Genomic DNA, 26213 nt, shown 5'->3' on the forward strand with positions numbered 1-26213 from the left:
GATCTGGTTGGATATCGAATCCCTGCCGCTGCCGCTGCGCCCCCTGGCCTATCTCGGCACAGGCTGGAAACTGACAACCGGGTGGACCCAATGGCCTCTACAACCCTGAAATCCATGCGTATGGGCGGCCTGTCAGTGGTGGTGCTGCTGACGCTGCTGTTGACGTCGCTGCATCTGATGAGCAGCGCGGTACAGAACTCCGCTGAACTGAGTCGCTATTTCGTGCCTCTGCTGGTGGTTTCCATCGCCGGCATGTTCATCCTGCTCGGACTGATCATCTACAACAGTATCCGCCTGATAAGACAGTATGCGCGGCAGCGGCCGGGATCCCGCCTGATCCTGCGCATGGTGGTGTTATTCAGCGCGATCTCGCTGGCGCCTGTCGGGGTGGTCTACTACTACTCATTCGGTTTTCTCCAGGCGGGTATCGACAGTTGGTTCGATGTGGATATCGACCGTGCGATGGAGGATGCCCGTGAGTTGGGTCAGTCCGCGTTGGGTCTGAATCAGCGGCTGCTGCTCAAATACACCGAGCAGTTGTTGAGCAGCATCGATGATCAGTCGGAGTCGGCCCTCTCCCTGGCGATTGCCGAACTGCTGCAGCAGTCAGGGGCAGTGGAGCTGGCGCTCACCGACCTGGGTGGACAGATCATCGCCTATGCCAATGTGGATCCGACCGTGCTGGCACCGGGTGTCCCGGACAGTGAGATTCGCCAGCAGTTGCGGGCGGGTAATGATTATGTGGGTTTGGAGCATGGTAAGGACGATCTGATGATTCGGGTAGCGGTGCGGGACCCGTTGAGCCGACCTTTTATCCTGCAGGGACTCTACCCGACGTCCACCCGCATCAGCGGGCTTTCGGAGAAACTGGAGCTGGCCTATAACCGGTACAAGGAGCTGGGGTATCTGCGTCAGTCGCTGAAGTGGAATTTCTCTCTGACCCTATCGCTGGTGCTGCTGTTTGGTGTTTTGTCTGCTATCTGGGCCGCCTTCTTCACCGCGCGCCGCATGGTGGCGCCTATCGCAAATATTGCGGAGGGTACCCGGGCGGTAGCGGAAGGTGACTACGATCGTCAGCTGCCGGTGCCGCGCCGGGCTGACGAGCTGGCCTTTCTGGTCGCCTCGTTCAATGCAATGACCCGGCGCATCGCCCAGGCCAGGGATCAGGCAGATCGCAGTCAGCGCGAGGTGGAAGGGCAGCGTGCCTACCTGGAAACAGTGCTCGGCAGCCTCTCCTCCGGTGTGCTGACCTTTGATGCCACGCGTAATCTACAGACTGCCAACCCAGCTGCGGGAAAGATCCTGGGGAGCGATCTTGGTAGCTTGATTGGGGCGCAGTTGCAGGAGTTGGCGCTGGGATCCCCTGTGTTGCGCCAGTTTGTGGAGATCCTGCAGACACCGCTATTGAATCCGAACGAAGAGTGGAAGGGTGAGGTGACGCTCTTCGGCGGTGAAGGGAGAAAGGTTTTGATCTGCAGGAGCACACCCTTTGCGCAACCCAATGGGCGCAACGGGCATATCATCCTGTTTGATGATGTTACCGCCCTGATCCGCGCCCAGCGGGATGCGGCCTGGGGTGAAGTGGCGCGTCGCCTTGCCCATGAGATCAAGAACCCGTTGACGCCGATCCAGCTCTCGGCGGAACGCCTGCGGCACAAATATCTTCACACCATGCCGGAGCAGGATGCCAGGGTACTGGATCGTGCAACCCACACCATCGTGCAGCAGGTGGAGGCGATGAAGGAGATGGTCAATGATTTTTCTGAATATGCGCGCCCCCCCCAGATGCAGGCCAAACCTTTGCAGGCCGACAGTCTGATCAGCGAGGTGGTGGATCTCTACAGGGGGGTCGATAAGGAGATCTGTCTTGATGTTTCTCTGCAGGCTGGCACCAGTCAGATTGAAGCGGATTCCCTGCGGCTGCGCCAGGTGGTGCATAATCTAGTGAAAAATGCTCAAGAGGCGGTTGCCGCCCAGGATAATGGCTGCGTTTCGGTTTCCACTCAGATCATTGAGCGGGCAGACCATGCCTTCTTTGAGATGCGGGTGCAGGATAACGGTCCCGGTTTCAGTGAAGAGATGCTGCAACATCTGTTTGAACCCTATGTAACCTCAAAACCAAAGGGTACCGGTTTGGGGCTGGCGATTGTAAAGAAGATTGTGGAGGAGCATGGCGGTATCATCTGGGCCGAGAACTGTTCAGACGGTGCCTGTTTGACCCTACAGCTGCCAGTGCTATGTGGTACGGAGGAAGAAAAACAATGAGTACATCCCATATCCTGGTGGTGGATGATGAGCCGGATATCCGCAATCTCGTCAAAGAGATCCTGGAGGATGAAGGCTACGAAGTGGTGGTCGCAGAGAACGGTGCAACCGCCCGTCAGGCTCTGCGGGATCGTCGCCCAGACCTTGTGCTGCTCGACATCTGGATGCCTGACGTGGACGGCATCACCCTGCTGAAAGAGTGGGGTGAGGACGAGGGCCTGCCCTGTCCGATAATCATGATGTCGGGGCACGGCACGGTGGAGACCGCAGTGGAGGCAACCCGTCTTGGGGCCTACGATTTTCTTGAGAAACCCCTCTCCCTTGCCAAGCTGCTGTTAACGGTGGAGCGTTCCCTCGAGGCCGAGCAGTTGAAGCAGGAGAATGTGGGACTGCGTCGCCACTCCATGCCGATACATGAGCCGACCGGCAAGAGCCCAATGATGCAGCGTCTGAAGGAACAGGTGAAGCGGATCGCCCAGCACGACACCTGGGTGCTGATCACCGGTGAACCCGGCAGCGGCCGGGAGACGCTGGCCCGGTATCTCCATATGCAGAGCGTGCGCCGGGATCGCCCATTTGTCGATGTGGCGGTGAGTTCCATCGCCAGCGAAAATTCTGCCCGGGAGTTGTTCGGCAGCGAAGAGGGGGGGCGTATCCACTATGGCCGTCTGGAACAGGCCGCGGGTGGCACGCTGTTTCTGGACGAGGTGGCGGATATGGATCTGGAGGCGCAGTCTCAGCTGCTGGGCGCGCTGGATACCGGCGCCTTTCTGCGGGTGGGTGGTACTGATCCTGTGAGCATCGACGTGCGCATCATCGCCGCAACCCATAAAAACCTCGAAGAGTCGGTACAGAGTGGCGATTTTCGGGAAGACCTGTTCTATCATCTGAACGTAGTCCCACTGCGTGTGCCCCCCCTGCGGGAGCACCCGGAGGATGTGCCTGACTTGCTTAACTTCTACGTCGATCATTTCGTCGCACATGAAAAGCTACCCTACCGGCGTTTCAATGTGGGGGCACAGAATTTTCTGCGCAACCACCCCTGGTACGGCAATGTACGAGAGCTTAAAAATCTGGTGCAGCGACTGTTGATTCTCGGAGCGGGAGACGAGGTTTCCCAGGATGAAGTCGAGGCGGCGCTGGGTGCGCCGGAGCTCAGAAGCGGAGATGGTGGGGGGGGTGTGGTCTCCTTCGATTTGCCGTTGAGGCAGGCCAGGGAGCAGTTTGAAAAGGCCTATCTTGAATACCAGCTGCACAAGCACGAAGGCAATATTTCACGCATGGCAAAAGACGTGGGGATGGAGCGCACCCATCTCTATCGTAAGTTGCGTTCGCTGGAAATCGAGATAAAGGATCGGCGCTAGTGCAGAGTCAGTCTTGAAGTCCGCAACTTACCACGAAGACCACGAAAAACACGAAGATAAGAAATTGATTCAAAATAAGTTTCTTTGCGTTTTTGTGGTGAAAACGGTGTTTCTGAACGGGCAATAGTGTAGGGATAAAAAGAATGAAAATTATCATCCTTGGCGCCGGGCAGGTGGGGCGCTCGGTCGCCAATGCCCTGGTGCATGAGGACAACGACATTACGGTGGTGGACCAGAAAAACGACCTGCTGCTGGAACTGCAGGATCGGCTTGATCTTGGAATTGTGCAGGGGCATGCCGGGCATCCGGATGTGTTGCGTCGCGCCGGGGCTGAAGATGCCGATATGATCCTGGCGGTGACCAACAGTGATGAGACGAATATGGTTGCCTGTCAGGTTGCCTACACCCTGTTCCACACCCCCATGAAGATTGCCAGGGTCCGGGCGCAGGGTTATCTCGACTATCCCGGGATCTTTGCCCCAGAGGTCTTCCCTGTTGATGTGCTGATCAGTCCGGAGCAGTTGGTCACAGAATATATTCTGCGCTTGGTGGAGTACCCCGGCGCCCTGCAGGTGCTCGATTTCGCGAGGGGACGTGTTCGCCTGGTGGCGGTCAAGGCTTACTATGACGGCCCTTTGGTCGGGCATAAGCTCCGCACACTCTATGACCATATCCCGAACACTGATGTCCGCGTGGCGGCGATCTACCGGGAGGGTGAGGTCATCCAGCCGTTAGGTGATACGGTGATTGAAGTGGATGACGAGGTTTTTTTCATCGCAGCCACGGAGGATATTCGTGCGGTGATGAGTGAGTTGCGCAAGCAGGAGAAGCGATACAAACGGCTGATCTTCGCCGGAGCCGGAAATATCGGCAGGCGGCTGGCGCAGGCTCTGGAGTCGAAATACCGGGTAAAACTCATCGAATCCAACCAGGATCGGGCGCGGGAGATCGCTGAGCGTCTCGACAAGACAATCGTGTTGCACGGCGATGCGGCGGACGAGGATCTGCTGCTGGAGGAGAACATTGAGAATACTGATGTTTTCTGCGCCGTCACCAACGACGATGAGGCCAATATCCTTTCGGCGATGCTGGCCAAGCGGCTCGGCGCTGGCAAGGCGATGGCGCTGATCAATCGGGCAGCCTATGTGGAACTGGTGCAGAGTGGTCCCATCGATATCGCCATCTCACCGGAACTGGCCACAATCGGCAGTCTCCTGACCCATGTGCGGCGGGGTGATGTCGTGGTAGTACACTCCCTGCGGAGGGGCGCGGCCGAGGCTATAGAGGCGGTGGCGCACGGTGATCGGGGTTCCTCCAAGGTAGTGGGACGCTCCATTGATGAGATCAAATTGCCCAAAGGGGCCAGCATCGGCGCAGTGGTGCGGGGCGAAGAAGTGCTGATCGCTCACCACGATACCACCATCGAGAGCGGTGACCACGTGATCCTCTTTCTGGTTGATAAACGGCAAATTAGGGATGTAGAGAAGTTGTTCCAGGTTGGGGTTACGTTTCTTTAAGGCAAAAGGCTAAAGGTGAAAGGATAGAGAAAATGGTTTCATTATTACTCGATGACAGGCGTCCAGTTCTGGGCTGTGTTCAAGGCTGTGAGCCTTTAGCCTTTAGCCTTTAGCCTTTCCCTTTTTTATGCACTTCTCCGTCGTCCAACGCATTCTCGGTGTCCTGCTCATGCTCTTTAGCCTGACCATGCTGCCACCGATGCTGGTGTCGCTCTGGTTTGGAGATGGGGAGCTGATTGGTTTCACCGATGGCTTTATCCTGACCTTGGGGCTGGGTTTGGCAATTTGGGCGCCGGTGCGCAGTCGGCATCAGGAGTTGCGGGTCAGGGACGGCTTCCTGGTGGTGGTGATGTTCTGGACTGTATTGGGTTTGACCGGTGCATTGCCGTTTATGCTCTCAGAAAGTGCGGACATGACAATAACCGATGCGATATTTGAGTCGGTCTCCGGGCTTACCACTACTGGGGCAACAGTGATCATCGGGATCGATTATCTGCCTCCGTCAATCCTCTATTACCGGCAGCAACTGCAGTGGCTTGGTGGCATGGGTATCATCGTCCTGGCGGTGGCAGTGTTGCCGATGCTGGGTATTGGTGGCATGCAGCTCTACCGTGCGGAGACGCCGGGACCGATGAAGGATAGTAAGCTGACGCCACGCATCACCGAGACGGCAAAGGCGCTCTGGTATATCTATCTTGGACTCACTGTCAGTTGCGCCCTGGCCTATTGGGTGGCGGGCATGACGCCCTTTGACGCGCTGGGACATGCTTTTTCGACAGTGGCGATTGGCGGTTTTTCAACCCATGACGCAAGCATAGGGTATTTTGACAGTACCCTGATAGAGATGATTGCAGTCGTCTTCATGGTGCTCTCCGGGGTAAATTTTGCCCTCCATTTTCTCGTCGTCCGGCGCAGGTCGCTGGGTATCTATCTGGGGGATTCCGAATTTCGACTCTATATCGCAACGCTTGGAGTGGTCACCCTGATGGTGGTAGTCGCACTCTATGGCATGGGCATCTACTCCGATTGGAGTGAAGCGTTTACCCAGGGGCTGTTTCAGGCGGTCTCCATCGGCACAACCACCGGATTTACCACAACTGACTACTCTCTTTGGCCCGGCGTGATTTCGATTCTGCTGCTCTTTACCAGCTTTATTGGTGGCTGTGCCGGTTCCACTGGCGGGGGTATCAAGGTGATTCGCTTTCTGCTGCTGATCAAGCAGGGGATGCGAGAGATCAATCGCCTGATCCACCCCAGTGCCCAGATTCCCATCCGGGTCGGAGACAAGACCATTCCCAGGCGGGTCGTTGAGGCGGTGTGGGGCTTTTTCGCCCTCTATGTGGCCAGTTTTACCGTTATGTACATGGCATTGGCATTCACCGGGTTGGACCTGATGACCGCCTTCTCTGCAGTGGGTGCGAGTATCAATAACCTGGGGCCGGGACTTGCCGGTGTCGGCGCCAACTATGCGGGTCTAAATGACACGGCGAAACTGATCCTCTGCTTCGCGATGCTTCTTGGGCGGCTGGAGATTTTTACTTTGCTGGTGCTGCTGACCCCTGCCTTCTGGCGCAAATAGCGTGGGTCAAAACCATTTTAGGAGTTTTGGTTCTTGTTCTGCGATCCAGGATGTCGGTGGGATTTATTTCCAGTAAAAATAAATGGTTGAGGTTTTTGCGAGCCGATGAAGACTATTTTTCATCAGTTTTGAACTATCTTTGACGATACCGGTCTTATTTTACAAGTCGCGACGACTGATAGGGCTGCTTCCCTCCCTTGGCGGCCCGCCCTTCCCGGTGACCCCATCCGGGAAGATCGACCCCGGACGCCTTTCCCCTTTAGGTGCTCGGGGTCTTCTTTTTTGCCCTGTTTATTTCCTGTCGCGAACTTCTTTGGGCTTATTGCGCTTCGTCCTGGTTCTGGTCTAGGTCAAACCAAATGTCGAGCAGGTGATGCACTTCGGCAATACCCTGGCGTTTTGGGGATGAAAAAAGCTGCAGCGTAATCTCAGGGTACGCCTTCAGCGTTTCTCTGACCTGCAAGAGTGTGCTGTTGGCTGCTCCCCGTTTCAGCTTGTCCGCTTTTGTCAGCAGGATGTGAGTGGGGAGGCCCTGGTGGGTGTTCCATTCCAGCATCTGCCGGTCAAAATCCTTTAACGGGTGGCGAACATCCATTAATAATATCAGTCCGCGCAGAGACTGCCGCTGAGCCAGGTAGTCTGCGAGTGCTCCCTGCCACTGGCGTTTTACCGCCTCCGCCACTTTAGCGTAGCCATATCCCGGCAGGTCGACCAGACGCCTGTTTTCATCCAGAGAAAAGAAATTCAGCAGCTGGGTCCGCCCTGGGGTTTTGCTGGTGCGCGCCAGGCTTTTTTGCTGACATAGAGCATTGAGGGCGCTGGACTTTCCGGCATTTGAGCGGCCGGCAAATGCCACTTCGATGCCTGTGTCGGCGGGACTTTGAGAGAGCTTGGCCGCGCTGGTGAGGAACTGTGCGCGGTGGTAAAAGGGGTTCATATTAAGGTAGATCAACTGCCCCAAAGGCGCCGGATCCAGGATTTTTTGCTCAGTTTCGGGCTGGCGCCTGCGGCAAGAAAGAAGCCGGTGTACCGCATGTCCTCCTCCATAATGTGCTTGGTGAGCCAGGTCTTGAGAAAATGCAGCAACTCGAAGCCGATGGCGGTTTTGCCCGACTCGACCTTCTCTATGAGCTCGACGACGTGACTAAGCAACTCGTCATGGATCTCTTTGTGCTCATCATAGCCGGGGTAGTTGAGAATACGCATCAGGCTCTCTTCCACGGCAAAATGGATACGGGTGTAGTCCGCGAGTTCTGCGAGAATGACTTTGACGACATCGCTGCCATGGCGCTCGTGGATTGCCTGATGCATGCGGTTTATCAGATTCACCAGAATTTTGTGCTGTTCGTCGATCTCCTCAATTCCAACGCTTAGCGAATCTGACCACTCTACAAAGGCACCCATGGCGTATCTCCTCGGGTTGGCATATCGTTCAAAAGATGCATGTTAAGAAATATGAAGAACACTCATGCTATTTTACATTATTTTGCATTTGTTAATATGATCGTAGTTACTCAGAACGCTTCCAGTGCCCCGATTTGCCGCCGGCTTTTTCCAATAGCCGCACCTGATTGATGGTCATGCCGCGATCGACAGCCTTACACATATCATAGATGGTCAATAGCGCCACCTGGGTTGCACAGAGCGCTTCCATCTCGACGCCGGTCTGACCACGGGTCTCCACCCTGCTTTGGCAGTAGACACTGTTGCTGTCTGGCTCAGGGATAAGATCGATATTGACCTTGGTCAGTGCCAGTGGGTGGCATAGGGGCACCAGATCTGCGGTCTTTTTGGCGGCCATGATGCCGGCTACCCTGGCGATACCGAGCACATCGCCCTTTTTATGCCCTCCCTGCATGATCAGTCGGAGGGTGTCAGGCTCCATTTGGATGCGTCCTTCAGTGACGGCTACGCGGTGGGTAACGGTTTTATCACCCACATCGACCATATGAGCCTCGCCGATAGCGTTGAAGTGGGTGAGTTCAGACATCTGTTTGTTACTCATCGTCCTCGTGTTCTATCTTCTTCGAGATCTCGCGGACCTCAAACTGCATGCTTTCAAGATCGGCCATGACGTAGGTGGCTGCGGATTTTCCGACGCCACCAATAGTGCCGGGATTGACCAGCGGGGTCTTGCCGCCCTTGATGTTGGGCAGGTCTTCAAATTTGACTTTGTGACTGTGGCCACAGCAGACCAGATCCCAGTTGCCGGTTGCGGCGATCGCACGCGCATAATGGGGGTAGTGCACCAGAAAGATGCGTTTTCCCGCCAGTTTCACCCCGGCATCCATACCATGATATTCAATCACGCTGTCTTCATGACTGGTGAGACGCCCCAAGGTATAGAGGTCGCCGGTATTGTTGCCATGAATGACGTGTACGGGTAAACGGTGTTTATTCAGGCATTTCAGTGTGCTGGGCGCGACAACATCGCCACAATGCAGGACTGCTTCGGCACCCAGCGACTTGGCCTCGGCTACCGCAGCGTCGAGCAGGGGGATATGGTCATGGCTGTCGGATAAAATGCAGATCTTCATGGATTTTGGTTGCTTTGGGGAGGGGCAGGCTATTATAGCCCGTTCACGCCTCCAGTCGTCCCGTTAGAAATTGGGTTTTTCAGGGGCATCCTGGTACATCTTGACGCTCGATAGAATCTCGTCTTTCGCTTCATCGATGCCGTACCAGCCGTCGACGCGCACCCACTTCCCTTCGTCGAGATCTTTGTAGTGTTCGAAGAAGTGGGAGATGCGGTTGAGTACGTCACCGGGCAAATCCCGGAAGCTCTGCACATGACGGTAGGATTTGCAGGACTTGTCGATCGGCACAGCGAGAATCTTGGCGTCATCGCCGGACTCATCCTTCATCTTTAGTACGCCGACCGGGCGGCAGGAGATGACCGACCCTGGGATCAATGGATAGGGCGTAAGCACCAGCACATCGACCGGGTCGCCGTCTGGTGAGAGCGTATGGGGCACATAACCGTAGTTGCAGGGGTAGTGCATTGCTGTGGACATGAAACGGTCGACGAACATTGCACCGGTTTCCTTATCCAACTCATATTTGACGGGATCTGAATGAGCTGGAATCTCAATGATGACATTGATTTCATTGGGTAGGTTGTTGCCGGAACTGACTCTGTCCAGATTCATAAATTGCTACCTTTATGGGCGCAAAAGGCCGGATAGATACCGGCCTATGTGTGTAAAACGTATTTGTTGATTGGCGGCATCGAGCTGAAATATCGATTTTTTGGCCATGCAATTTTTGGCTAGGTTAAGGGTATGCGCGGTGGGTGTCCAGTGTGTTGAGTATTTCCCTTTTTTATGGCGTGGGAAATTATTTTGTTGGGATGCCTGGTTGAGGCTCAAAAATGAACCCAACAAAAAAGGGGAGCCGAAGCCCCCCTTTTCTCTCAAACCAAAGGTCTGAAATTACAGCAGCGGTACGATCAGCAGTGCAACGATGTTGATGATCTTGATCAACGGGTTGATTGCAGGACCGGCGGTGTCTTTGTAGGGGTCGCCTACGGTGTCACCAGTGACTGCCGCTTTATGTGCATCGGAACCCTTGCCGCCAAAGTTGCCGTCCTCGATGTACTTCTTGGCGTTATCCCATGCGCCACCACCGGTGGTCATGGAGATAGCGACGAAGAGGCCGGTTACGATGGTGCCGATCAGCAGGCCACCCAGCGCCTGAGCACCGAGGGTCAGCCCCACAATCACGGGAACCGCGATTGGCAGCATTGACGGGATGATCATCTCCTTGATGGCAGACTTGGTCAGCATGTCCACAGCCTTGCCATAGTCAGGCTTCTCACTGTAATCCATGATGCCAGGCTTCTCCTTGAACTGGCGACGCACTTCGTTGACGATGCCGCCGGCGGCACGGCCAACAGCTTCCATCGCCATGGCGCCGAACAGGAAGGGCACCAGACCACCGATGAACAGGCCGATGATGACCATGTGGTTGGAGAGATCGAAGCTGACCAGCTTGCCGGCAGATTCAGGCTGTGGGTGTAGTCGGCGAACAGCACCAAGGCGGCGAGACCTGCGGAACCGATAGCATAGCCCTTGGTCACTGCCTTGGTGGTATTGCCAACGGCATCCAGCGGGTCGGTGACGTTGCGGACCCTTTCGTCCAACTCGGCCATCTCGGCGATGCCTCCGGCGTTGTCGGTGATCGGGCCGTAAGCGTCCAGGGCGACGATGATGCCGGTCATGGAGAGCATGGAGGTGGCGGCGATGGCGATGCCGTAGAGGCGGCCAGATCGTGGGCACCCCAGATGGAGGCGCAGATCGCCAGCACGGGGGCAGCGGTGGACTTCATGGAGAGGCCTAGGCCGGCGATCACGTTGGTGCCGTCACCGGTGGTTGAAGCCTCAGCGATGTGCCTCACTGGGGCAAACTCAGTTGCGGTATAGTACTCGGTGATCACAACCATTGCCGCAGTCAGCACCAGACCGATCATGGCGGAACCGAAGAGGCATAAAGTCAGTTGTTGACGCCCTCGATAACCACGTCAGCCATCATGTAGTCAGTGACAAAGTAGGAGGCCACTGCGGCGATAACGCCGGCAACCGCCAGTCCTTTGTAGAGCGCGATCATGATCTTGGAATCGCCCTCATTCGCCTTGACGAAGTAGGTGCCGATTATCGAAGCGATGATGGAGACGCCGCCGAGCACCAGTGGGTAGGTGATCCGAGGCCTGGGACATCGGCTACTACAGCGAAAAACTACGCCAACACCGCCACAACATAACGCAGGAGGAGCTCAAGCCCTACTTCCCGGAGACGCAGGTGATACCGGGTCTGTTCGCTGTTGTGGAGCGCCTCTATGGCATCAGGATTCAGGAGATCCTGGGCGTCGACAGCTGGCACCCGGACGTCCGCTTCTTCGAGATTCGCGACGCCGACGGAGAGGAGCGGGGGCAGTTCTACCTCGATCTCTATGCCCGCCCACACAAACGGGGCGGCGCCTGGATGGATGAGTGCGTCACCCGTTTCTTTAGCGACACCGTCGACCAGTTGCCGGTCGCCTACCTCACCTGCAACTTTTCACCACCGGTTGGCGACAAACCGGCGCTCTTCACCCACGATGAGGTGGAGACCCTGTTCCACGAATTCGGCCACGGCCTGCACCATCTGCTCACCCGCATCGACTATCCGGCAGTGGCAGGCATCAACGGCGTGGCCTGGGACGCCGTGGAACTGCCGAGCCAGTTCATGGAGAACTTCTGCTGGGAGAAGGCGGCCCTCGATCTTATCTCCGGTCACTATGAGAGCGGCGAGTCGATTCCCGAAGTCCTGTTTGAGCGCATGACCGGCGCCAGGAACTTTCAGTCCGCCATGACGATGATGCGCCAGTTGGAATTTTCCCTCTTCGACTTCCGCATCCACCGGGAGTACGACCCGAAGAGGGGTGGGCGCATCTACGAGATCCTCAACGAGGTGCGTAAACAGGTCTCGGTGGTGACCCCGCCTGAGTGGAACCGGTTTGCCCACGGCTTCTCCCACATCTTCGCCGGTGGTTACGCAGCAGGTTACTACAGTTATAAATGGGCGGAGGTGCTATCGGCTGATGCCTTCTCCCTCTTCGAGGAGCAGGGTGTTTTCAATCCAGAAACTGGCAAAGCCTTTCTGACGGGCATCCTTGAACAGGGCGGTTCCCGGGATGCCATGGAGCTGTTTATCGACTTCCGTGGACGCGAGCCAAAGATCGATGCGCTGCTGCGTCACAACGGCATCACCGGTTAATGCCACACATCATTAGGGGTCGGAGTCAAACCGCAGCAACCTCGTCAGTGTTACCATCATTGTTGCGCGGTTTGACTCCGACCCCTTCAGCCTCTTAAATCTGCAGGGCTTCAACCGTCCAGCCGACAGCGCCAATCTCTGCCTCGGGATGTAATCTGCGGATCTCACGACCGACCTCTGAAACCCTCCAACGGGGCACATCGACCATCAGGAGGATCTCCCCGTGTTTCAATGCGCTCCGGCACTCGTCCATGTGGGCGTGTGGCACATGTCTGACAAAGTACCGGCCAGCCAAAAAGGTGGCGGCCATAACCAGACCATTCAACAGCGCCCAACCCACCAAACCGACAAACAGGCTACCGACCAGTAGTATCAGGGCCAGAAAAAAGGTCAGAAGGTTCAGGTTCCATAAGGCGCGTTCCAGGCGGGCTGCAAAATCGGTGCGCTGGCGCACCGATGCCTCGGGAAGCCCGGAGATATCAATACCTTCCCTCGCGACGGTATGCATGTGGCGCCTGTCGACGCCCAGCCGTAGCAGATCAGGCAGCGCCTGTTCAACATGGTGCCGTTGCGGAAACAGCAGATAGATTCGTCTCAACATGGCCCCACCTCAACCTTCGGCAACGTAATCATCGGTATCGTTTCCCTGCACTATCTTGTGATCCTCAGTCTCCATCTCCATATAGAGACGTTTGTTCTCCTCATTTTCGAAGTAGATCTCAAGGCCGTTCTTGCCATCCCCATCATAGAGGCAGGGGTGGTGTTCAGGATCAGAGACTTCGTGCAACGTGATGGGATCTGTTGTCGTACGAATATGCATGATTATTCCCTCAGAATGTTGACTGTGTACTGCTTTTATAGGAATACCAAGCAATTTAGTCAAGTATGATGGCGCGCCAAATACTGACGCAGAAAACATGGGTTTTCAGGCGGCAGGAGTAATATTGCTACTGTGCAAGGCGTAGGCCCGATCAAGCGTAGCGGATCGGGCAATACGTGGTTTAAGCACAGGACCGCTGCCGGTTCCGCTGCGCTTGAAGCGGCCTACTTCAGTCACCAAATGGTCATCTAAAGATGTCGAAGAAGAGGGTATAGAACAGACTGGCCAGAATCAGGCTGAAAAAGGTGGTCGGTATGCCGATGCGCATCCACGCGGCTGGCGTGATACGGGCGCCGGGAATATTGGAGTGCTCGGACTCCGCCACCGCGATAATATTCGCCGTGGCCCCTATGTGGGTGCCGTTGCCGCCCAGACCCACGCCCAACGCCAGCGCCCACCAGAGGGGCGTGATATTGACCCCGCTGGACTCCAGTCCCAGGATGATGGGAATCATGGTGACGGTGAAGGGGATGTTATCCACCACCGCGCTGAGAACAGCGGCAATCCACATCAACATCAGGCCCGCCAGCAGCAGCTGACCCGGTTCCCGCGCCATCTCCGCCAGTGAGTTGCCGAACAGGTTCAGCAGTCCCGAGGCCTCCACCCCGCCGACGATCATGAAAAGCCCGGCAAAAAAGAACAGCACCGACCAGTTGACCCCGTTGAACAGCACATCCATGTCGGGCTTCATCAGCACCAAGGCCAGCGCCAAGCCGATAAAAGCGGCGTAAGCGGGGAAAAAGTGAAAATGGTGGTGAACGAAAAACAGCCCCACGACCAGCGCCAGGGAGACAAGTATTTTTTGTAATCCAGCCAAGTCCTTGATGGCATGAGTGTCGACCAGCTCCCGAACCTCTCCAGTGCCACTGCGCATCTGTTTGCGGAAAAGAAAGAGCAGTAAGAGCACAGTCCCGGCCCAGACCACCACCACCGGTGGCCCCATATGGAACAGAAAATCGTTGAAGCTGATATCCCCCGCACTGCCGATCATCAGATTGGGCGGGTCACCCACAAGGGTCGCCGCCCCGCCGATATTGGAGAGCATCGCCTCAGCCATCAGATAGGGCATGGGATTGAGTCTTAGCAGACGGCAGATCAACACGGTCAGGGGCGCAAATACAATGACCGTGGTGACATTGTCCAGGATCATACTGATCAGGCTTACCGCAAGACTGAGGTAGATCAGCAGCAGACGCGCATCGCCCTTCGCCCAGCGGGTGAGATAGACGGCCATATATTCGAAGGCGCCGGTGGGACGCAGCAGCGAGACCAGCATCATCATCGCTGCCAGCAGCAGGATGGTATTGGCGTCCACCGCCGCTATAGCCGCCTCCTGAGTATAGAAATCCATACTCATGCCGACACCGATCATCACCACGGCACCCAGTATCGCCGCACTGGTACGGTGTAGTTTTTCCGAAAAGATCAGCGCGTAGGCCAGCACCAGGATCAGCGCGGAGGCCAGCATGGAGTCACTGAAAGCGGTCATGCTTCAGCAACAGCCCAGATTCAATACCAGACGGGCAATCCCCACCCGGGTAATAACCCCTTTGTACTCATCCCCGTCAGTCAGAAACAGATAGCCGGTATTGAACTGCTCCATGATCGCCAGCGCCTTCATTACCTGCGCGCCGGGATTGAGCTGGATGGCATCCTCCAGCACATACCCTTCGACAGGTTGCGGCAGAATCATCTCCGCTTTCTCCTCGGCCATATCCATATAATCGAGATCATCACCCAGCAGGTGCGCACCCTGAATATAGTCCCGTGGCACGCAGGTGAGGCGAAACGCATGCCGCAGAGAAAAACGGCCAACGATCTTGCCCTGGTCATCCACATAGGGGATGCCCGGCACATTCCGTTTTACACACTCCGCCAGGGCATCGCCGAAGCTCATGCCGGCATGGGCCACTTCCGTTGGGATCAGGACCTCTTCCAGGTTCATGGGTCAGCTTTCTCCGGACGCTCGTCCATCAGGGGTTTCATGGCATGCAGCATATTGGCAAACAGATGTTTGTTCTGCCGCTCCTCTCTCGCCAGCAACTGCTTCATATAAGCGCGTTGGGTGGGTGCCGTAAAGCAGGCAGGGCAGCTGTCGGGTATCACCGGCAGTCCAGCCTCCAGGGCAAAGGCCCCGGTCTGACTCTCGCGGCAATAGACCAGCGGGCGGATGATGCGGATATCGCCATCATTGTTCTGATAGTGCGCCTTCATGGTACGTAACTGTCCGCCGTGAAAGATCGACATCATCAGACTCTCCGCCAGATCATCGAGATGCTGAGCCAGTGCCAATACATTATAGCCCTCACGGCGACAAGTGGAGTACATGATGCCCCGCTTCATGCGGGCGCAGTAGGCACAGAATGAGTCGCCATCCAGACGTGTCTTTGCCTCTTCCATGATCGGCTGCTCTGCATAGATCCAGGATACGCCCAAGCTTTCATAATAGGCTTTCAGCGGCGCGGGATCGAAACCCTCCACCTCAGGATCAACAGTGATGACGCCCAGCTCAAACTTAACCGGCGCATAGGTCTGCAGGTGACTCAGTATCTGCAGCAGGGAGAGGGAGTCCTTGCCGCCGGAGACGCCCAGGAGTATCCGGTCCCCCTCACGAATCATGTCGTAATCGGCAATCGCGCGACCGACTTTGCGCAGCAGGGATTTGGGAGGTTTGGCATAGTGTGTCATGGGGTTATTGTGACACGCGGAAAACCAAGGATTCCAGCAGGATTACCAGTGCCCAGGAAACCGGGACAGGAGTCAACTGGCACTAACATTAGGCAATATTATTCGTATTATCAATAATTTGCCAAACACCTAAAAACTGTAGGTCGTGTTAGCGCAGCGTAACACGACAAGAGTCGCGCACATTGTTGGGTTACGGCCAAAAAAAACGGCCTAACCCAACCTACCCAAGCGGTTGATTATTAGTGATTTTCGCGGCGAGGGCACCGTTCCTACAGGATCTGCTGCAACGGCGGTTTCTGTAACACGGAACGAACACCCAATACCCCGGAGGCTCCCATCAGTAACATGCCGCTCAGCAGGCTGCCGGGCCAGATCCAGAGGTTACCCTGATAGCTGAGACCGAAGAGCTGATCGGCAAGCAGTGCGGCGATGAGGCTGGCGCCAAGGGCCGCCAGCAGACCGGCAATTGCACCCAGCACCATGAACTCTGTGACGATTGCGGTACGGATCTGCCTTTTCATCGCCCCCAGGGTGCGCAGGATAGCCGCCTCGCGGATGCGCTCATCAAGGCTCGACTGGACTGCAGCCAGCAGCACCACCAGCCCTGCCAGCAGGGTGAAGAGGGAGACGAACTGCACCGATAAAATCACCCGGTCGATGATCGAGCGGATCCGCTGCATCAACGCACCCACATCGATATCGGTAATGTTGGAAAAATGGACGATCAGCCGAGTCAGGAACCGTTCCTCGCCGGGAGGCAGGAAAAAGGCAGTGATATAACTCGCCTGGGTGGCATCGAGCTGCCCCGGCGGGGCGATGACGAAAAAGTTCACTTCAAAAGAGTCCCAGGCCACCGTCCGCAGGCTGGTGACGGGCGCACTGACCGTCTGCCCGGCAATCTCGAAGTTGAGACGATCACCAAGCTGGATACCCAGAGTGCGGGCGATACCCTTCTCCACCGACCAGCCACGTTCATCCGTCCGGCTCCACCAGTGACCTGAGACAAGCCGGTTGGTGGTCGGCATTCGTTCCATCCAGGAGAGATTGAACTCCCGCTGAATCAACTGTTTGGCGCGGGGTTGAGAGTAGCTTTCAGCCTCAACATGGGTGCCGTTGAGACTGTGCAGACGACCACGAACCATCGGATAGATAACTGGGGCAGGCTGCTTTTGCTGGCGGAAGAACTTCTCCAGCGGCGCCAACTGATCCGCCTGAACGTTGATCAGGAAGTGATTGGGCGCTTCAAAGGGCAGTGTGGCGCGCCAGGCATCGAGCAGGTCGGTGCGGATCAGGATCAGCAGCAAAATCACCATCATGCCGAGACCGACGGCGACCAGTTGAATGATACTGACCTCTGGATGACGGGCAATATTGGCCAGACCCAGCCGCCAGGGCTGGCCGCCGGAGAGAGAAACATGCTGCAGCATACGGGTCATCAGCCAGGCAACCAGAGTGAGCAGACTCAGGGTAGCCAGCAGACCGAGACTGACCAGCAGGGTCAGCTGCCAGTCGGCGGCCTGCCAGGCCAGCAGTCCTGTGAGTACAGCCAGGGCGGGGCCATAGATTGCCAGACGACTGAGGCGTGGCAGGGGCATCTCCCGTCGCAACACCCGCAGGGGTGGCGTGTTACGCAGGGCCAGCAGGGGAGGCAGGGCAAAGCCGGTGAGGGTGACCAGGCCGATCAACAACCCCAGCAGCAACGGCTGTAGCGTGGGAGGAGGCAGCTGCTGAATAAACAGACCGGCCAATAGTGCAGCAAGCAGATGCTGGACCAGGTAACCGAACAGCAGTCCGATCAGCGAGCCTGCCAGACCGAGCAGCAGAAGCTGCCCCGTGAAGATGCGGGTGATGAGCTGGCGGCTGGCGCCCAGGCAGCGGAGCAGGGCTGCATTGTCGAGATGGCGGCGGGCGTAACGGTTGGCAGCCATGGCTATCGCCACGGCCGCCAGCAGCAGACTGACCAGCGAAGCCAGGCCGAGAAAGCGTTCAGCCCGCTCCAGGGCGGAGGTCAATTCCCGGCGGCTGTCCCGAGGCCCAAGCAGACGTTGCCCGGCCTGCAGGCGGGGTTTGATCCAGCCACGAAATGCCTCGAGGACATCTGCCTCACCCGCCAGCAGCAGGCGGTATTCCGCCCGGCTGCCGACAGTCAGCAGGCCAGTGGCCGGCAGATCGACCGGGTTCATCATCAGGCGCGGGGCGATGTTGAACAGACTCCCACCCCGATCAGGCTCCTCGATGATCAGACCACTGATGCGGAATCCGGACTCTCCCAGCTGTAAGTCATCTCCCGGTTTCAGTCCTAGGCGATCGAGCAGCTGGCGCTCCAGCCAGACAGAGCCACTCTGCGGCGGGGTTTGGCGCTGTTGTTCCAAATGCCCGGATGTCTCTGCCACCAGCAGCCGACCCCGTAGCGGATAACCACGGGTCACAGCCTTCACTTCGGCCATCTGCAGCCGTTCTCCCGCCAGGGTCATGGAGCGAAAGCTGATGGTTTCGGCCAGTTGCAGGCCCATCCCGAGGGCCGATTGCCTCCAGGCTTCGGGCAGTGGACTGGAGGATTGAACCAGCAGATCGGCAGCCAACAGTTCACCGGCCTGATGGGTCATCGCCTGATGTACCCGCTCGTTGAACAGCGCCACTGAGGTGAAAGCACCAACACCGATGATCAGCCCAAGCAGCAGCACCCGCAGTTCGCCGGATGCGAGCTCCCGCCAGAGTGATCGCAGGGTGAAGGCTAGCATTCTGATGTCTGCAGCAGACGGCCCTCCGCCAGCTCCAGCCTGCGGCTGCACTGATCCGCCAAAGCCGCATCGTGGGTGACCAGAATCAGGGTGGTCCGGTGCTCACGGTTGAGTTCGAACAGCAGGTCGATCACCTTGCGGCCAGTCTGCTGGTCGAGGTTGCCGGTGGGCTCGTCAGCCAGCAACAGTTGCGGCGAAGTGGCAAAGGCGCGGGCAATGGCGACCCGCTGCTGTTCGCCGCCGGATAGCTGATTGGGACGGTGCAGGCGCCGGGGTTGCAGACCAACCCGTTGCAGCCACTCCTCAGCCAGTGGTCGGGCATCACTGTGCCCGACCAGCTCAAGGGGCACCATGACATTCTCCAGGGCGGTCAGAGAGGGCAGCAGGTGGAAAGACTGGAAAACAAAACCGAGCAGCTCCCGACGTAAACGGGCGCGGCCATCCTCATCCAGACTGTTGAGATTTTGGCCATTCAGTTCGACCCGCCCCCGGCTGGGCTGGTCGAGGCCGGCAAGCAGACCCAGCAGGGTCGATTTGCCTGAACCCGAGGCACCGACCACAGCGAGGGTTTCGCTCTGCTGCAGGTCGAAGTTGACCCCCTGCAGAATATCCAGCGGGCCATCGGGACTGCTGACTTGTTTTGAGAGATCCTCTGCCCGCACAATGGGGCGGCTCTCTGCGCGCTTCTGCTGACTCATGGAAATGGTTTCTATGTTCCGACTGCTGCCAAGTTTACTGCTCTGCTCACTGCTGCTCCATCTTACGACGCTATTTGCAAATGACAGGCCGGTAATCCTGTTGTTGGGTGACAGCCTCAGCAGTGGTTATGGCATCGCCCTCTCGGAAAGATGGACAACCGCTTTGCAGGATCGTTTAATCGACCAGGGATTTACGCACCGGTTGGTCAACGCCAGCGTCACTGGCGAGACCAGCCGTGGCGGCCTGAGTCGTCTGCCCGAGCTGTTGCAACGCCATCGGCCCCGGTGGGTGGTCATCGAGCTGGGTGGCAATGACGGCCTGCGTGGTCTCGGCCTGGTGCAGACCCGGCAGAATCTTCAGCAGATGGTTCTCCTCTCCCGCACGAAAGGCAGCAACGTGTTGCTGATCGGCATGAAGATTCCACCCAACCTGGGGCCGGTTTACACCCGCAGGTTCGAAGCGATCTATACCGGCATCGCCCGTAAGGGGCAGATACCGTTGGTACCCTTTCTACTGGAGGGTGTGGCAGGGGATTCCACCTTGATGCAAACAGATGGCATTCATCCGAATGCCCATGGTCAGGCGGTTATTCTGGAAAATGTCTGGACGGTTCTGGAACCGCTGTTGCAACCTCAGGGAGCGAACTCTTCTGAAGACTGATCACCGGAGCCTGAAGCATCAGGGTTGCCAAAACAACATCACCCTCTTGCGCAACGAAGAGCCGGGCACCCCGGCCTGGCAACATGGATTTGACCAGTTCCAGCCCGGTGCCAAACCCGACACCCGTTGCAAAATCAAAGCCCTCAGGTAGAGAGCCACGATTGCTGACCGATAGTAACAAGCGGTTCTCTTGCTGCCATTGGACCGTCACCTCCACCGATGGTGGTGAAATTGTCTTGTCGCAATGTTTGGCTGCATTGATCAGCAGCTCATTGATCACCAGGGCGATGGCAACAGATTTATCCTCGACCACCCGGCAATCCTGAACCGATTCTGTAACTGAGCAGCGTTCAATCACTATACCCGTCAAAAACTCAACGGATGCCACGATACTCTCCAGCATCTCGGCAAAATCCAACACCCGATCCTGTTGCTTGCCCAGCAGGCCGTGAACCAACGCCACACTCTCGACCTGACTGATGGCGTCGTTGAGGATATCGTGCACGTTGGGGTGTTGTTGGGAACGCTCCCGCAACAGTCCGATAACCCCCTGCAGGTGATTCTTGATGCGGTGATGAACCTCCTGCGTCACGACATTTTGTTGCACCAGGCGCTGCTGCTCGACACGCCGTTTCTCGGTGATATCCTGGAGCAGGGCGACCCCGGATGATGTCTTACCGGCTTCATCACGAATATATCCTATTGAAACCAGACACCAGATGGGGGAACCATCCTTGCGTTGGTGGCAGACTTCCACCTGATACCCGGAAATCTGCTCTTTGAGTGCATCGCTGATACGTGTCCGGGCGGCTTCCCGGTCATCCGGATGAATCACGTCCAGCACGCTTTTGGTCAGTAGCTCCTCTTCACTATACCCGAGCATGCGGCAAAGCTCGGGGTTGACCCGGGTGAATCGCCCGCCAGGAAAATCCGCCATCGCCATGCCCGCTGCAGCGTTGCGAAACATGGAGTTGAGCCGCGCCTCACTCTCGCGCAAGGCTATCTCTGCCTGCTGCTTGGCAGTGATATCCTTCAGCGTAAGGACAAAACCGGCCAACTGATGGGTATCGTCCCAGATGCCAAAAACACGGGCATCATAATATTCAGTTTGCACCTTGCCCTTCCGGGCAATCGGGTAGTCGTAACTGCCCATACCTGGAACCAGTCTGGCGCCATGAGTAAAGATTCCGGACTCCATGTCGGAACGCCTCAGGACTTCCGTCAGCTTCTGGCCATAGACATCACCCTGACTGAGATCCAGCAGACGGTCCGCCAACTGGTTGCAGAAGGTGATCCGGTAATCGAGGTCGGTCGAAATGACCGCGATATCGCTGGATGAGCGCAGCAGATTGTCCAGCAGGGTCTTCTCACTGAGCTGTTTGCGAACCTGCTTCAGCGTCCCTGCCTGACGTGTAATCACCTCTTTGAGCAGCTCCACATATTTCCCGTGTACCCCCTTGACGATGTCGTGTTCAGTGACAAGCCCTTCGATCAAACCCGCCTTATCCACCACCACCAGACGGCGAATGCCCAGCCGCTGCATACGCACAGAGGCCTCATGGACGCCGATCCCCCCATCCACCGTATGCACAGGTGAAGCCATCACCTGCTCCAGGGGGACCGAGGAGAAGTCGATGCCGTCATCCAGCAGCCGCACCGCATCCCTCTCCGTGACCATGCCCAGCGGAAAACCCTCCTCTTCCACCAGGATGCAGCTGATCCGCGCCGATGACATCCGTTCAATTGCCTGATCCAGGGGCACCTTGGGGCCAAGCGTCGCCACACTACGGGTCATGACATGGGAGAGTCCCGTGTACTGCAGGAAATGCTCCAACCCCATGTGGCGCATGATATCCGTTTCGGTGACGATACCGGCGAGTCGACCTTTATCATCCACCACCACAAGATGACGGATCTGGTTCTCCGCGAAGCGCTCATACCCTTCCCGATAGTCCAGGGTATGTGGTGCGGTCACCAGACCTGTACTCATCACAGAACCGACCTGATGGCGATGGATGTCAGCGACCAACGAGGCATGACGCACCAGATCACGCTCGGTGATGATGCCCACCGGCCGCTCGTCCTCTTTGACCACCAGACAGCTGATCTTTTTCTCCACCAGGAGATGCAGGGCAACAGCCAATGGAGTATCCGGACTGACAGTCACCACCGACGAGGTCAGCAGATCCGCCAGGGTCTTGACTGGCTTCATGTTCTGCCTTTGCGGGATTTGTGATCCACCCCCCCCTCGAAAGCCGTTAACTCATGGAGTGAGTCCCAGGCGTCCAGCAGTTCCGCCGCCACATCACGCACCTTGCGGCGCTGCGAACGGGCACGCGAGCGAATGACCTCAAACGCCTCCTGCCGGTTGATACGCTGACGCTCCATGATCAACCCCACCGCGACATTGACCAGATTGCCGGTATCCAGCGCATGGTTCAGGCGCTCACCGACCAACTTCAGCTCTCCCAGTTCCTGGGCTCGTCCCAGCGCCGCCTCTATGGTGGGTATCATCCGGGATACATCGATGGGCTTCACCACATAACCGAGCGCCCCCTCCAGTACGGCTGATTCGACGATCTCCCGGCCGTCATAGGCGGAGAGGAATATCACCGGAACACCGATTTTACGCATCTCCTTCGCCACCTCGACACCGGACATACCCGGCATGCGCACATCCAGGATGGCCAAATCGGGCCGATCATTTTGCGCCAAACCAATGGCCGCCTCCCCCGAATCGGCTTCCATTACCGCATAACCTGCATCCCTGAGCCCTTTTCCGAAGGTTGCCAGCACCACGCCGTCATCATCTGCCAACAGTAAGCGTGTCTCTTTCATTTCAAACTCATACCCATCAAATCATCATCCAACACTCGGGGAAAGTCTCCCGCATAATCAACCTTACTCACAACCTTTCTTTTTTTTCGCTTGGTACATGGCGCTATCGGCATGCCTTAACAAGCTTTCGCAATCGCCATGGTTGGGGTAGAGCGCATATCCGACACTCATACCGATGGTCAGTTTCTCACCACTTTCAAGATAGAAAGGGGGCGCAATGAGATCATTCAATTTCCTTGAGACCACTGCCGCATCCTCCGCTGCCGATATATCTTCCAGAATGATCGCAAACTCATCACCACCAATACGGGCTACTGTATCCATCTCCCGCACGGCAAGACGAAGCCGCTTGGTCACTGACTGCAACAACCGATCCCCGGCATGATGCCCATATTGGTCATTGACCGGTTTGAAACGGTCCAGGTCGATATAGAGTAGTGCCAATTTGGACTCTCTGCGCCTTGCCCTGGCCACGCCCGACTCCAGCCGATCCATGAACAGGGTGCGGTTAGGCAGCCCTGTCAGATGATCATGCTCTGCAAGGTAGACCAGCTGCTGCTGCTTCGACAGACGTTCGGTGATGTCGAAAAAGGTGACAGACAGACCGACGATCCTATTATCGTGGAAGATGGGGTGACTGCGGTACTCCACCGGGAAGCTCTCTCCACCGGCGCGCAGAAAGTGGCCATCATCCAGGCAAACTCCGCAACCTGAATCCAGGGGTTCGTAGATCCGTCCTCTAGTTTCTCCATGACAGGAACCTGCCCCGTTATCAGGCAGATGCAGATTCATGCTGCTGCCAATCATCTGTGACGGCGCTCTGTAACCGAGCAGATCTGCGGCAGAGGGGTTGGCAAAAGTGCAGCGTCCATCAAGGTCAAGCGCCACTATCGCCGCACCTGTGGATTCCAGTAATCGCCGGAGCTGCACCTCGCTATCACGCAGCGCGCTTTCCGCCCGCCGTCTCTCGGTAAAATCCCGGCTCACGATGTTGAGCAGTGGCTCCTCACCTGGCCCACTGCGCAGATAACGGATCCGCGTCCTCATCCAGCGTGGCTTGCCATTCTTATGTATCTTGCGGCACTCAATCTCCGAATAGGGGGTCTCCCGTTGAAAGATTTCGGCCAGCATCCTACGCACCCGTTGCAGATCGTCCCTGTGGAGCAGTCGCCAGACTGAAGATCCAATCAACTCCTCTCTGCTGTATCCCAACAGATCGACGACGGAAAGATTGATCTCTCGAATCGTCCCATCCTCTCTGACGGTGAGCAGGATATCCGGGGCATTGTCAAAAAATCCACGGCACCCTGCATCGCCCGGCACCGAAACCGAGGCCATTGTTGCAGTCTGGTTGTTGAATTCGACCCGCTTCATTTCGTCAACAATACAACCTTCCATAGGCAGCCCCGACGGGACAGCCTCCCAAGCCAACCAGGGCACAGGGTTCATTTTTCAGCCAGGAGAAATGGCTATATCGAACACTCAATCATTGAGTGGAGGTGGCGGGAGGACGGCCGAACAGTCACCGAACCGCTGCTATGCAATGGCAGTGGGCGGAGCCGAAAATGGGTCGAAACGACCCGGTCAGAATCAGCCATGCCTTACTCAAACAAAGGGCACGGCGAATCTCTAACGCTTAGAATGAATCTAGCACATTTTGAGGTTTACGTCGAAAAACGCTCCGCATCACTTTCGTGATATATGTCAGTATAAACCGAGTAAAATCTCACACTTATGTACGCCTCAAGCATTGAAATAGAGCCAACAATGCCCCATCCTTTATCTTAACCCGCTTTATTAAATCAAGGAGTTCCGCCATGGAAGTATTTGTCATTGCCGCACTGGTCCTGGCCATTGCTATCGTCGTCATGGGCGCCAAGCGCGTGCCACAGGGCATGGAGTACACGGTTGAACGTTTTGGACGCTATACCAGGACGCTACGTCCCGGTCTCAATCTGATCGTGCCGGTCATCGATCAGATCGGCCAAAAAGTGAACATGATGGAGCAGGTGGTGGACGTACCCTCCCAGGAGGTCATCACCAAGGACAATGCCATGATCACCGCTGACGGCGTGATCTTCTTCCAGGTGCTGGATGCTGCCCAGGCCTCCTATGAGGTCAACGACCTTTTTCGGGCAATTCTCAACCTGACCATGACCAATATCCGTACCGTCATGGGCTCCATGGATCTGGACGATCTGCTGTCACAGCGGGATGCGATCAATACCCGGCTGCTCAACGTGGTGGACGACGCCACCACCCCCTGGGGCCTCAAGGTAACCCGCATAGAGATCAAGGATATCTCCCCGCCCCGCGACCTGGTGGATTCGATGGCCCGTCAGATGAAGGCAGAGCGTGACAAACGCGCGGCAATCCTCGTAGCTGAGGGGCAGAGGCAGGCGGAGATCCTAAAGGCGGAAGGCGAGAAGCGGGGCACCATCCTCAAGGCGGAGGGGGAGAAAGAGGCCGCCTTCCGCGAAGCCGAAGCGCGGGAGAGACTTGCCGAGGCGGAGGCGAAGGCAACCACCCTGGTCTCTAAGGCCATCGCCGAGGGTAACATCAATGCCATCAACTATTTCGTGGCGCAGAAATACACTGAAGCACTGGCCACTATCGCCTCCGCTGACAATCAGAAGGTAATTTTGATGCCGTTGGAGGCCTCCAGTCTGATCGGCTCCATCGGCGGCATTGCGGAGATCACCAAAGCTGCTTTTGCCAAGAAGGATGACTAGTGGAATTTCTACCGCAGCTGGACTATTGGCACTGGTTCATCCTGGGTGTCGGTCTGATCATTCTGGAGATCTTCTCACCCGGTGTCTTTTTCATCTGGCTGGGTTTTGCCGCCGGTCTGGTGGGACTCCTGCTATTGGCCTTGCCGGGGATGGAGTGGGAATACCAGCTGCTCGCCTTCGCCGCGTTCAGCATAATCAACATCCTCATCGCCCGCGCCATCCTGCAGCGGCGGCCGATCAAGACGGACCAACCCAATCTCAACCGCCGGGGCGCACAGTACACCGGCCGGGTTTTCACCCTGGACCATCCCATCATCAACGGCGAGGGCAAGATCCATGTCGATGACAGCACCTGGAAGATCAGGGGTGCGGACTGCCCTGCCGGCACTCAGGTAAAAGTCGTCGGCGACGAAGGGGTGGTGCTGCGGGTTGAGTCGGTCGACTAGTGTAGGATGCCGGTGAGGAACGAACCGCATCATTCGCCACCGATGCGGTTCG

The 26213-nt window shown here is 56.9% G+C and carries 22 protein-coding genes and 2 pseudogenes; 8 read left to right on the top strand and 16 right to left on the bottom strand.

Annotated elements, in window-relative coordinates; all coding sequences use genetic code 11:
- The first annotated feature begins 90 nt into the window (after positions 1 to 90).
- The 4 genes from G9Q73_RS10365 (at position 91) to G9Q73_RS10380 (ending at position 6725) form a co-directional block, all read left to right on the top strand.
- Positions 91 to 2265, top strand: coding sequence for a sensor histidine kinase (locus G9Q73_RS10365; protein ID WP_177419723.1), 2175 nt, complete (start codon positions 91 to 93; stop codon positions 2263 to 2265).
- A complete protein-coding gene (locus G9Q73_RS10370; protein ID WP_177419724.1) occupies positions 2262 to 3629 on the top strand; it encodes a sigma-54-dependent transcriptional regulator in 1368 nt (455 codons plus the stop codon). Before G9Q73_RS10365 ends, G9Q73_RS10370 begins: the two co-directional genes overlap by 4 nt.
- Positions 3630 to 3772: 143 nt before the next feature.
- Positions 3773 to 5146 (top strand): Trk system potassium transporter TrkA, encoded by a 1374-nt coding sequence (gene trkA, locus G9Q73_RS10375; protein WP_177419725.1) that lies wholly within the window; start codon positions 3773 to 3775, stop codon positions 5144 to 5146.
- A 127-nt stretch (positions 5147 to 5273) separates the two neighbouring features.
- Complete coding sequence (locus G9Q73_RS10380; RefSeq protein WP_177419726.1) at positions 5274 to 6725, top strand: TrkH family potassium uptake protein; 1452 nt, start codon at positions 5274 to 5276, stop codon at positions 6723 to 6725.
- A gap of 319 nt (positions 6726 to 7044) precedes the next feature.
- Here G9Q73_RS10380 and yihA read toward each other — a convergent pair whose 3' ends face one another.
- The 6 genes and pseudogenes from yihA to G9Q73_RS10410 all read right to left on the bottom strand — a co-directional run.
- Entirely contained in the window at positions 7045 to 7662 is a 618-nt protein-coding gene (gene yihA / locus G9Q73_RS10385; RefSeq protein WP_177419727.1) for a ribosome biogenesis GTP-binding protein YihA/YsxC, read from the bottom strand.
- An 11-nt stretch (positions 7663 to 7673) separates the two neighbouring features.
- Positions 7674 to 8129 carry a bacteriohemerythrin gene (locus G9Q73_RS10390; RefSeq protein WP_177419728.1) on the bottom strand — a complete coding sequence of 152 codons (456 nt, stop codon included), beginning with the start codon at positions 8127 to 8129 and terminating at the stop codon, positions 7674 to 7676.
- 106 nt (positions 8130 to 8235) lie between these two features.
- Complete coding sequence (moaC, locus tag G9Q73_RS10395) at positions 8236 to 8715, bottom strand: cyclic pyranopterin monophosphate synthase MoaC (RefSeq protein ID WP_177421401.1); 480 nt, start codon at positions 8713 to 8715, stop codon at positions 8236 to 8238.
- Between the two features lie 7 nt (positions 8716 to 8722).
- The gene (locus G9Q73_RS10400; RefSeq protein WP_177419729.1) at positions 8723 to 9262 is read right to left on the bottom strand and encodes a YfcE family phosphodiesterase; all 540 of its coding nucleotides are present in this window, start codon (positions 9260 to 9262) and stop codon (positions 8723 to 8725) included.
- Between the two features lie 63 nt (positions 9263 to 9325).
- Positions 9326 to 9874: an inorganic diphosphatase gene (ppa, locus tag G9Q73_RS10405; protein ID WP_177419730.1), complete on the bottom strand. Its 549-nt coding sequence runs from the start codon at positions 9872 to 9874 to the stop codon at positions 9326 to 9328.
- A gap of 282 nt (positions 9875 to 10156) precedes the next feature.
- Positions 10157 to 11416 (bottom strand): annotated as a pseudogene (locus G9Q73_RS10410) (proton/sodium-translocating pyrophosphatase); the annotation flags it as partial.
- Positions 11417 to 11424: 8 nt separating this feature from the next.
- On the opposite strand from G9Q73_RS10410, the pseudogene G9Q73_RS10415 reads away from it, so the two are divergent.
- A pseudogene (locus tag G9Q73_RS10415) lies at positions 11425 to 12477 on the top strand (M3 family metallopeptidase); the annotation flags it as partial.
- A 94-nt stretch (positions 12478 to 12571) separates the two neighbouring features.
- Here G9Q73_RS10415 and G9Q73_RS10420 read toward each other — a convergent pair.
- From G9Q73_RS10420 to G9Q73_RS10450, 7 genes are all read right to left on the bottom strand, one after another.
- Positions 12572 to 13078 carry a hypothetical protein gene (locus G9Q73_RS10420; RefSeq protein WP_177419731.1) on the bottom strand — a complete coding sequence of 169 codons (507 nt, stop codon included), beginning with the start codon at positions 13076 to 13078 and terminating at the stop codon, positions 12572 to 12574.
- 9 nt (positions 13079 to 13087) lie between these two features.
- The gene (locus G9Q73_RS10425; protein WP_177419732.1) at positions 13088 to 13297 is read right to left on the bottom strand and encodes a hypothetical protein; all 210 of its coding nucleotides are present in this window, start codon (positions 13295 to 13297) and stop codon (positions 13088 to 13090) included.
- A gap of 244 nt (positions 13298 to 13541) precedes the next feature.
- On the bottom strand, positions 13542 to 14846 hold the full coding sequence (locus tag G9Q73_RS10430; RefSeq protein ID WP_177419733.1) for an ArsB/NhaD family transporter: 1305 nt from the start codon (positions 14844 to 14846) through the stop codon (positions 13542 to 13544).
- Positions 14847 to 14849: 3 nt separating this feature from the next.
- Positions 14850 to 15302 (bottom strand): CBS domain-containing protein, encoded by a 453-nt coding sequence (locus G9Q73_RS10435; protein WP_177419734.1) that lies wholly within the window; start codon positions 15300 to 15302, stop codon positions 14850 to 14852.
- Positions 15299 to 16045, bottom strand: coding sequence for a tRNA 2-thiocytidine biosynthesis TtcA family protein (locus tag G9Q73_RS10440; RefSeq protein WP_177419735.1), 747 nt, complete (start codon positions 16043 to 16045; stop codon positions 15299 to 15301). The genes G9Q73_RS10435 and G9Q73_RS10440 overlap by 4 nt, the downstream gene beginning before the upstream one ends.
- Positions 16046 to 16314: 269 nt before the next feature.
- Entirely contained in the window at positions 16315 to 18786 is a 2472-nt protein-coding gene (locus tag G9Q73_RS10445; RefSeq protein ID WP_177419736.1) for an ABC transporter permease, read from the bottom strand.
- The gene (locus tag G9Q73_RS10450) at positions 18780 to 19484 is read right to left on the bottom strand and encodes an ABC transporter ATP-binding protein (protein ID WP_177419737.1); all 705 of its coding nucleotides are present in this window, start codon (positions 19482 to 19484) and stop codon (positions 18780 to 18782) included. The genes G9Q73_RS10445 and G9Q73_RS10450 overlap by 7 nt, the downstream gene beginning before the upstream one ends.
- A 13-nt stretch (positions 19485 to 19497) precedes the next feature.
- On the opposite strand from G9Q73_RS10450, the gene G9Q73_RS10455 reads away from it, so the two are divergent.
- On the top strand, positions 19498 to 20145 hold the full coding sequence (locus tag G9Q73_RS10455; RefSeq protein ID WP_177419738.1) for an arylesterase: 648 nt from the start codon (positions 19498 to 19500) through the stop codon (positions 20143 to 20145).
- On the opposite strand, the gene G9Q73_RS10460 is transcribed toward G9Q73_RS10455, so the two are convergent.
- From G9Q73_RS10460 to G9Q73_RS10470, 3 genes are all read right to left on the bottom strand, one after another.
- On the bottom strand, positions 20072 to 22357 hold the full coding sequence (locus G9Q73_RS10460; protein WP_177419739.1) for a CBS domain-containing protein: 2286 nt from the start codon (positions 22355 to 22357) through the stop codon (positions 20072 to 20074). The two genes, G9Q73_RS10455 and G9Q73_RS10460, sit on opposite strands and share 74 nt — an antisense overlap.
- Positions 22354 to 22983, bottom strand: a complete 630-nt coding sequence (locus tag G9Q73_RS10465; RefSeq protein ID WP_177419740.1) for an ANTAR domain-containing response regulator — start codon at positions 22981 to 22983, stop codon at positions 22354 to 22356. The genes G9Q73_RS10460 and G9Q73_RS10465 overlap by 4 nt, the downstream gene beginning before the upstream one ends.
- A 63-nt stretch (positions 22984 to 23046) precedes the next feature.
- Entirely contained in the window at positions 23047 to 24381 is a 1335-nt protein-coding gene (locus G9Q73_RS10470; protein ID WP_177419741.1) for a GGDEF domain-containing protein, read from the bottom strand.
- 419 nt (positions 24382 to 24800) lie between these two features.
- Here G9Q73_RS10470 and G9Q73_RS10475 point away from each other — a divergent pair, with 419 nt between their 5' ends.
- Together G9Q73_RS10475 and G9Q73_RS10480 are read left to right on the top strand one after the other, a co-directional pair.
- Positions 24801 to 25715 carry an SPFH domain-containing protein gene (locus G9Q73_RS10475; protein WP_177419742.1) on the top strand — a complete coding sequence of 305 codons (915 nt, stop codon included), beginning with the start codon at positions 24801 to 24803 and terminating at the stop codon, positions 25713 to 25715.
- Positions 25715 to 26161, top strand: a complete 447-nt coding sequence (locus tag G9Q73_RS10480; protein WP_177419743.1) for an NfeD family protein — start codon at positions 25715 to 25717, stop codon at positions 26159 to 26161. The genes G9Q73_RS10475 and G9Q73_RS10480 overlap by 1 nt, the downstream gene beginning before the upstream one ends.
- The last annotated feature ends 52 nt before the right edge of the window (positions 26162 to 26213 follow it).

Origin of the sequence: endosymbiont of Lamellibrachia barhami, assembly GCF_011947365.2 — a bacterium.
Classification (GTDB): Bacteria; Pseudomonadota; Gammaproteobacteria; order Chromatiales; family Chromatiaceae; genus QGON01.

Excerpts from the sequence above, each read along its gene's own strand:
- G9Q73_RS10390 (WP_177419728.1), bottom strand. The coding sequence starts at position 8,129 with ATGGGTGCCTTTGTAGAGTGGTCAGATTCGCTAAGCGTTGGAATTGAG.
- G9Q73_RS10435 (WP_177419734.1), bottom strand. The coding sequence starts at position 15,302 with ATGAACCTGGAAGAGGTCCTGATCCCAACGGAAGTGGCCCATGCCGGC.
- G9Q73_RS10445 (WP_177419736.1), bottom strand. The coding sequence starts at position 18,786 with ATGCTAGCCTTCACCCTGCGATCACTCTGGCGGGAGCTCGCATCCGGC.
- G9Q73_RS10475 (WP_177419742.1), top strand. The coding sequence starts at position 24,801 with ATGGAAGTATTTGTCATTGCCGCACTGGTCCTGGCCATTGCTATCGTC.
- ppa (WP_177419730.1), bottom strand. The coding sequence starts at position 9,874 with ATGAATCTGGACAGAGTCAGTTCCGGCAACAACCTACCCAATGAAATC.
- G9Q73_RS10365 (WP_177419723.1), top strand. The coding sequence starts at position 91 with ATGGCCTCTACAACCCTGAAATCCATGCGTATGGGCGGCCTGTCAGTG.
- G9Q73_RS10370 (WP_177419724.1), top strand. The coding sequence starts at position 2,262 with ATGAGTACATCCCATATCCTGGTGGTGGATGATGAGCCGGATATCCGC.
- G9Q73_RS10430 (WP_177419733.1), bottom strand. The coding sequence starts at position 14,846 with ATGACCGCTTTCAGTGACTCCATGCTGGCCTCCGCGCTGATCCTGGTG.
- trkA (WP_177419725.1), top strand. The coding sequence starts at position 3,773 with ATGAAAATTATCATCCTTGGCGCCGGGCAGGTGGGGCGCTCGGTCGCC.
- G9Q73_RS10440 (WP_177419735.1), bottom strand. The coding sequence starts at position 16,045 with ATGACACACTATGCCAAACCTCCCAAATCCCTGCTGCGCAAAGTCGGT.
- G9Q73_RS10465 (WP_177419740.1), bottom strand. The coding sequence starts at position 22,983 with ATGAAAGAGACACGCTTACTGTTGGCAGATGATGACGGCGTGGTGCTG.
- G9Q73_RS10420 (WP_177419731.1), bottom strand. The coding sequence starts at position 13,078 with ATGTTGAGACGAATCTATCTGCTGTTTCCGCAACGGCACCATGTTGAA.
- moaC (WP_177421401.1), bottom strand. The coding sequence starts at position 8,715 with ATGTCTGAACTCACCCACTTCAACGCTATCGGCGAGGCTCATATGGTC.
- G9Q73_RS10460 (WP_177419739.1), bottom strand. The coding sequence starts at position 22,357 with ATGAAGCCAGTCAAGACCCTGGCGGATCTGCTGACCTCGTCGGTGGTG.
- yihA (WP_177419727.1), bottom strand. The coding sequence starts at position 7,662 with ATGAACCCCTTTTACCACCGCGCACAGTTCCTCACCAGCGCGGCCAAG.
- G9Q73_RS10380 (WP_177419726.1), top strand. The coding sequence starts at position 5,274 with ATGCACTTCTCCGTCGTCCAACGCATTCTCGGTGTCCTGCTCATGCTC.
- G9Q73_RS10450 (WP_177419737.1), bottom strand. The coding sequence starts at position 19,484 with ATGAGTCAGCAGAAGCGCGCAGAGAGCCGCCCCATTGTGCGGGCAGAG.
- G9Q73_RS10455 (WP_177419738.1), top strand. The coding sequence starts at position 19,498 with ATGTTCCGACTGCTGCCAAGTTTACTGCTCTGCTCACTGCTGCTCCAT.
- G9Q73_RS10425 (WP_177419732.1), bottom strand. The coding sequence starts at position 13,297 with ATGCATATTCGTACGACAACAGATCCCATCACGTTGCACGAAGTCTCT.
- G9Q73_RS10400 (WP_177419729.1), bottom strand. The coding sequence starts at position 9,262 with ATGAAGATCTGCATTTTATCCGACAGCCATGACCATATCCCCCTGCTC.
- G9Q73_RS10470 (WP_177419741.1), bottom strand. The coding sequence starts at position 24,381 with ATGGAAGGTTGTATTGTTGACGAAATGAAGCGGGTCGAATTCAACAAC.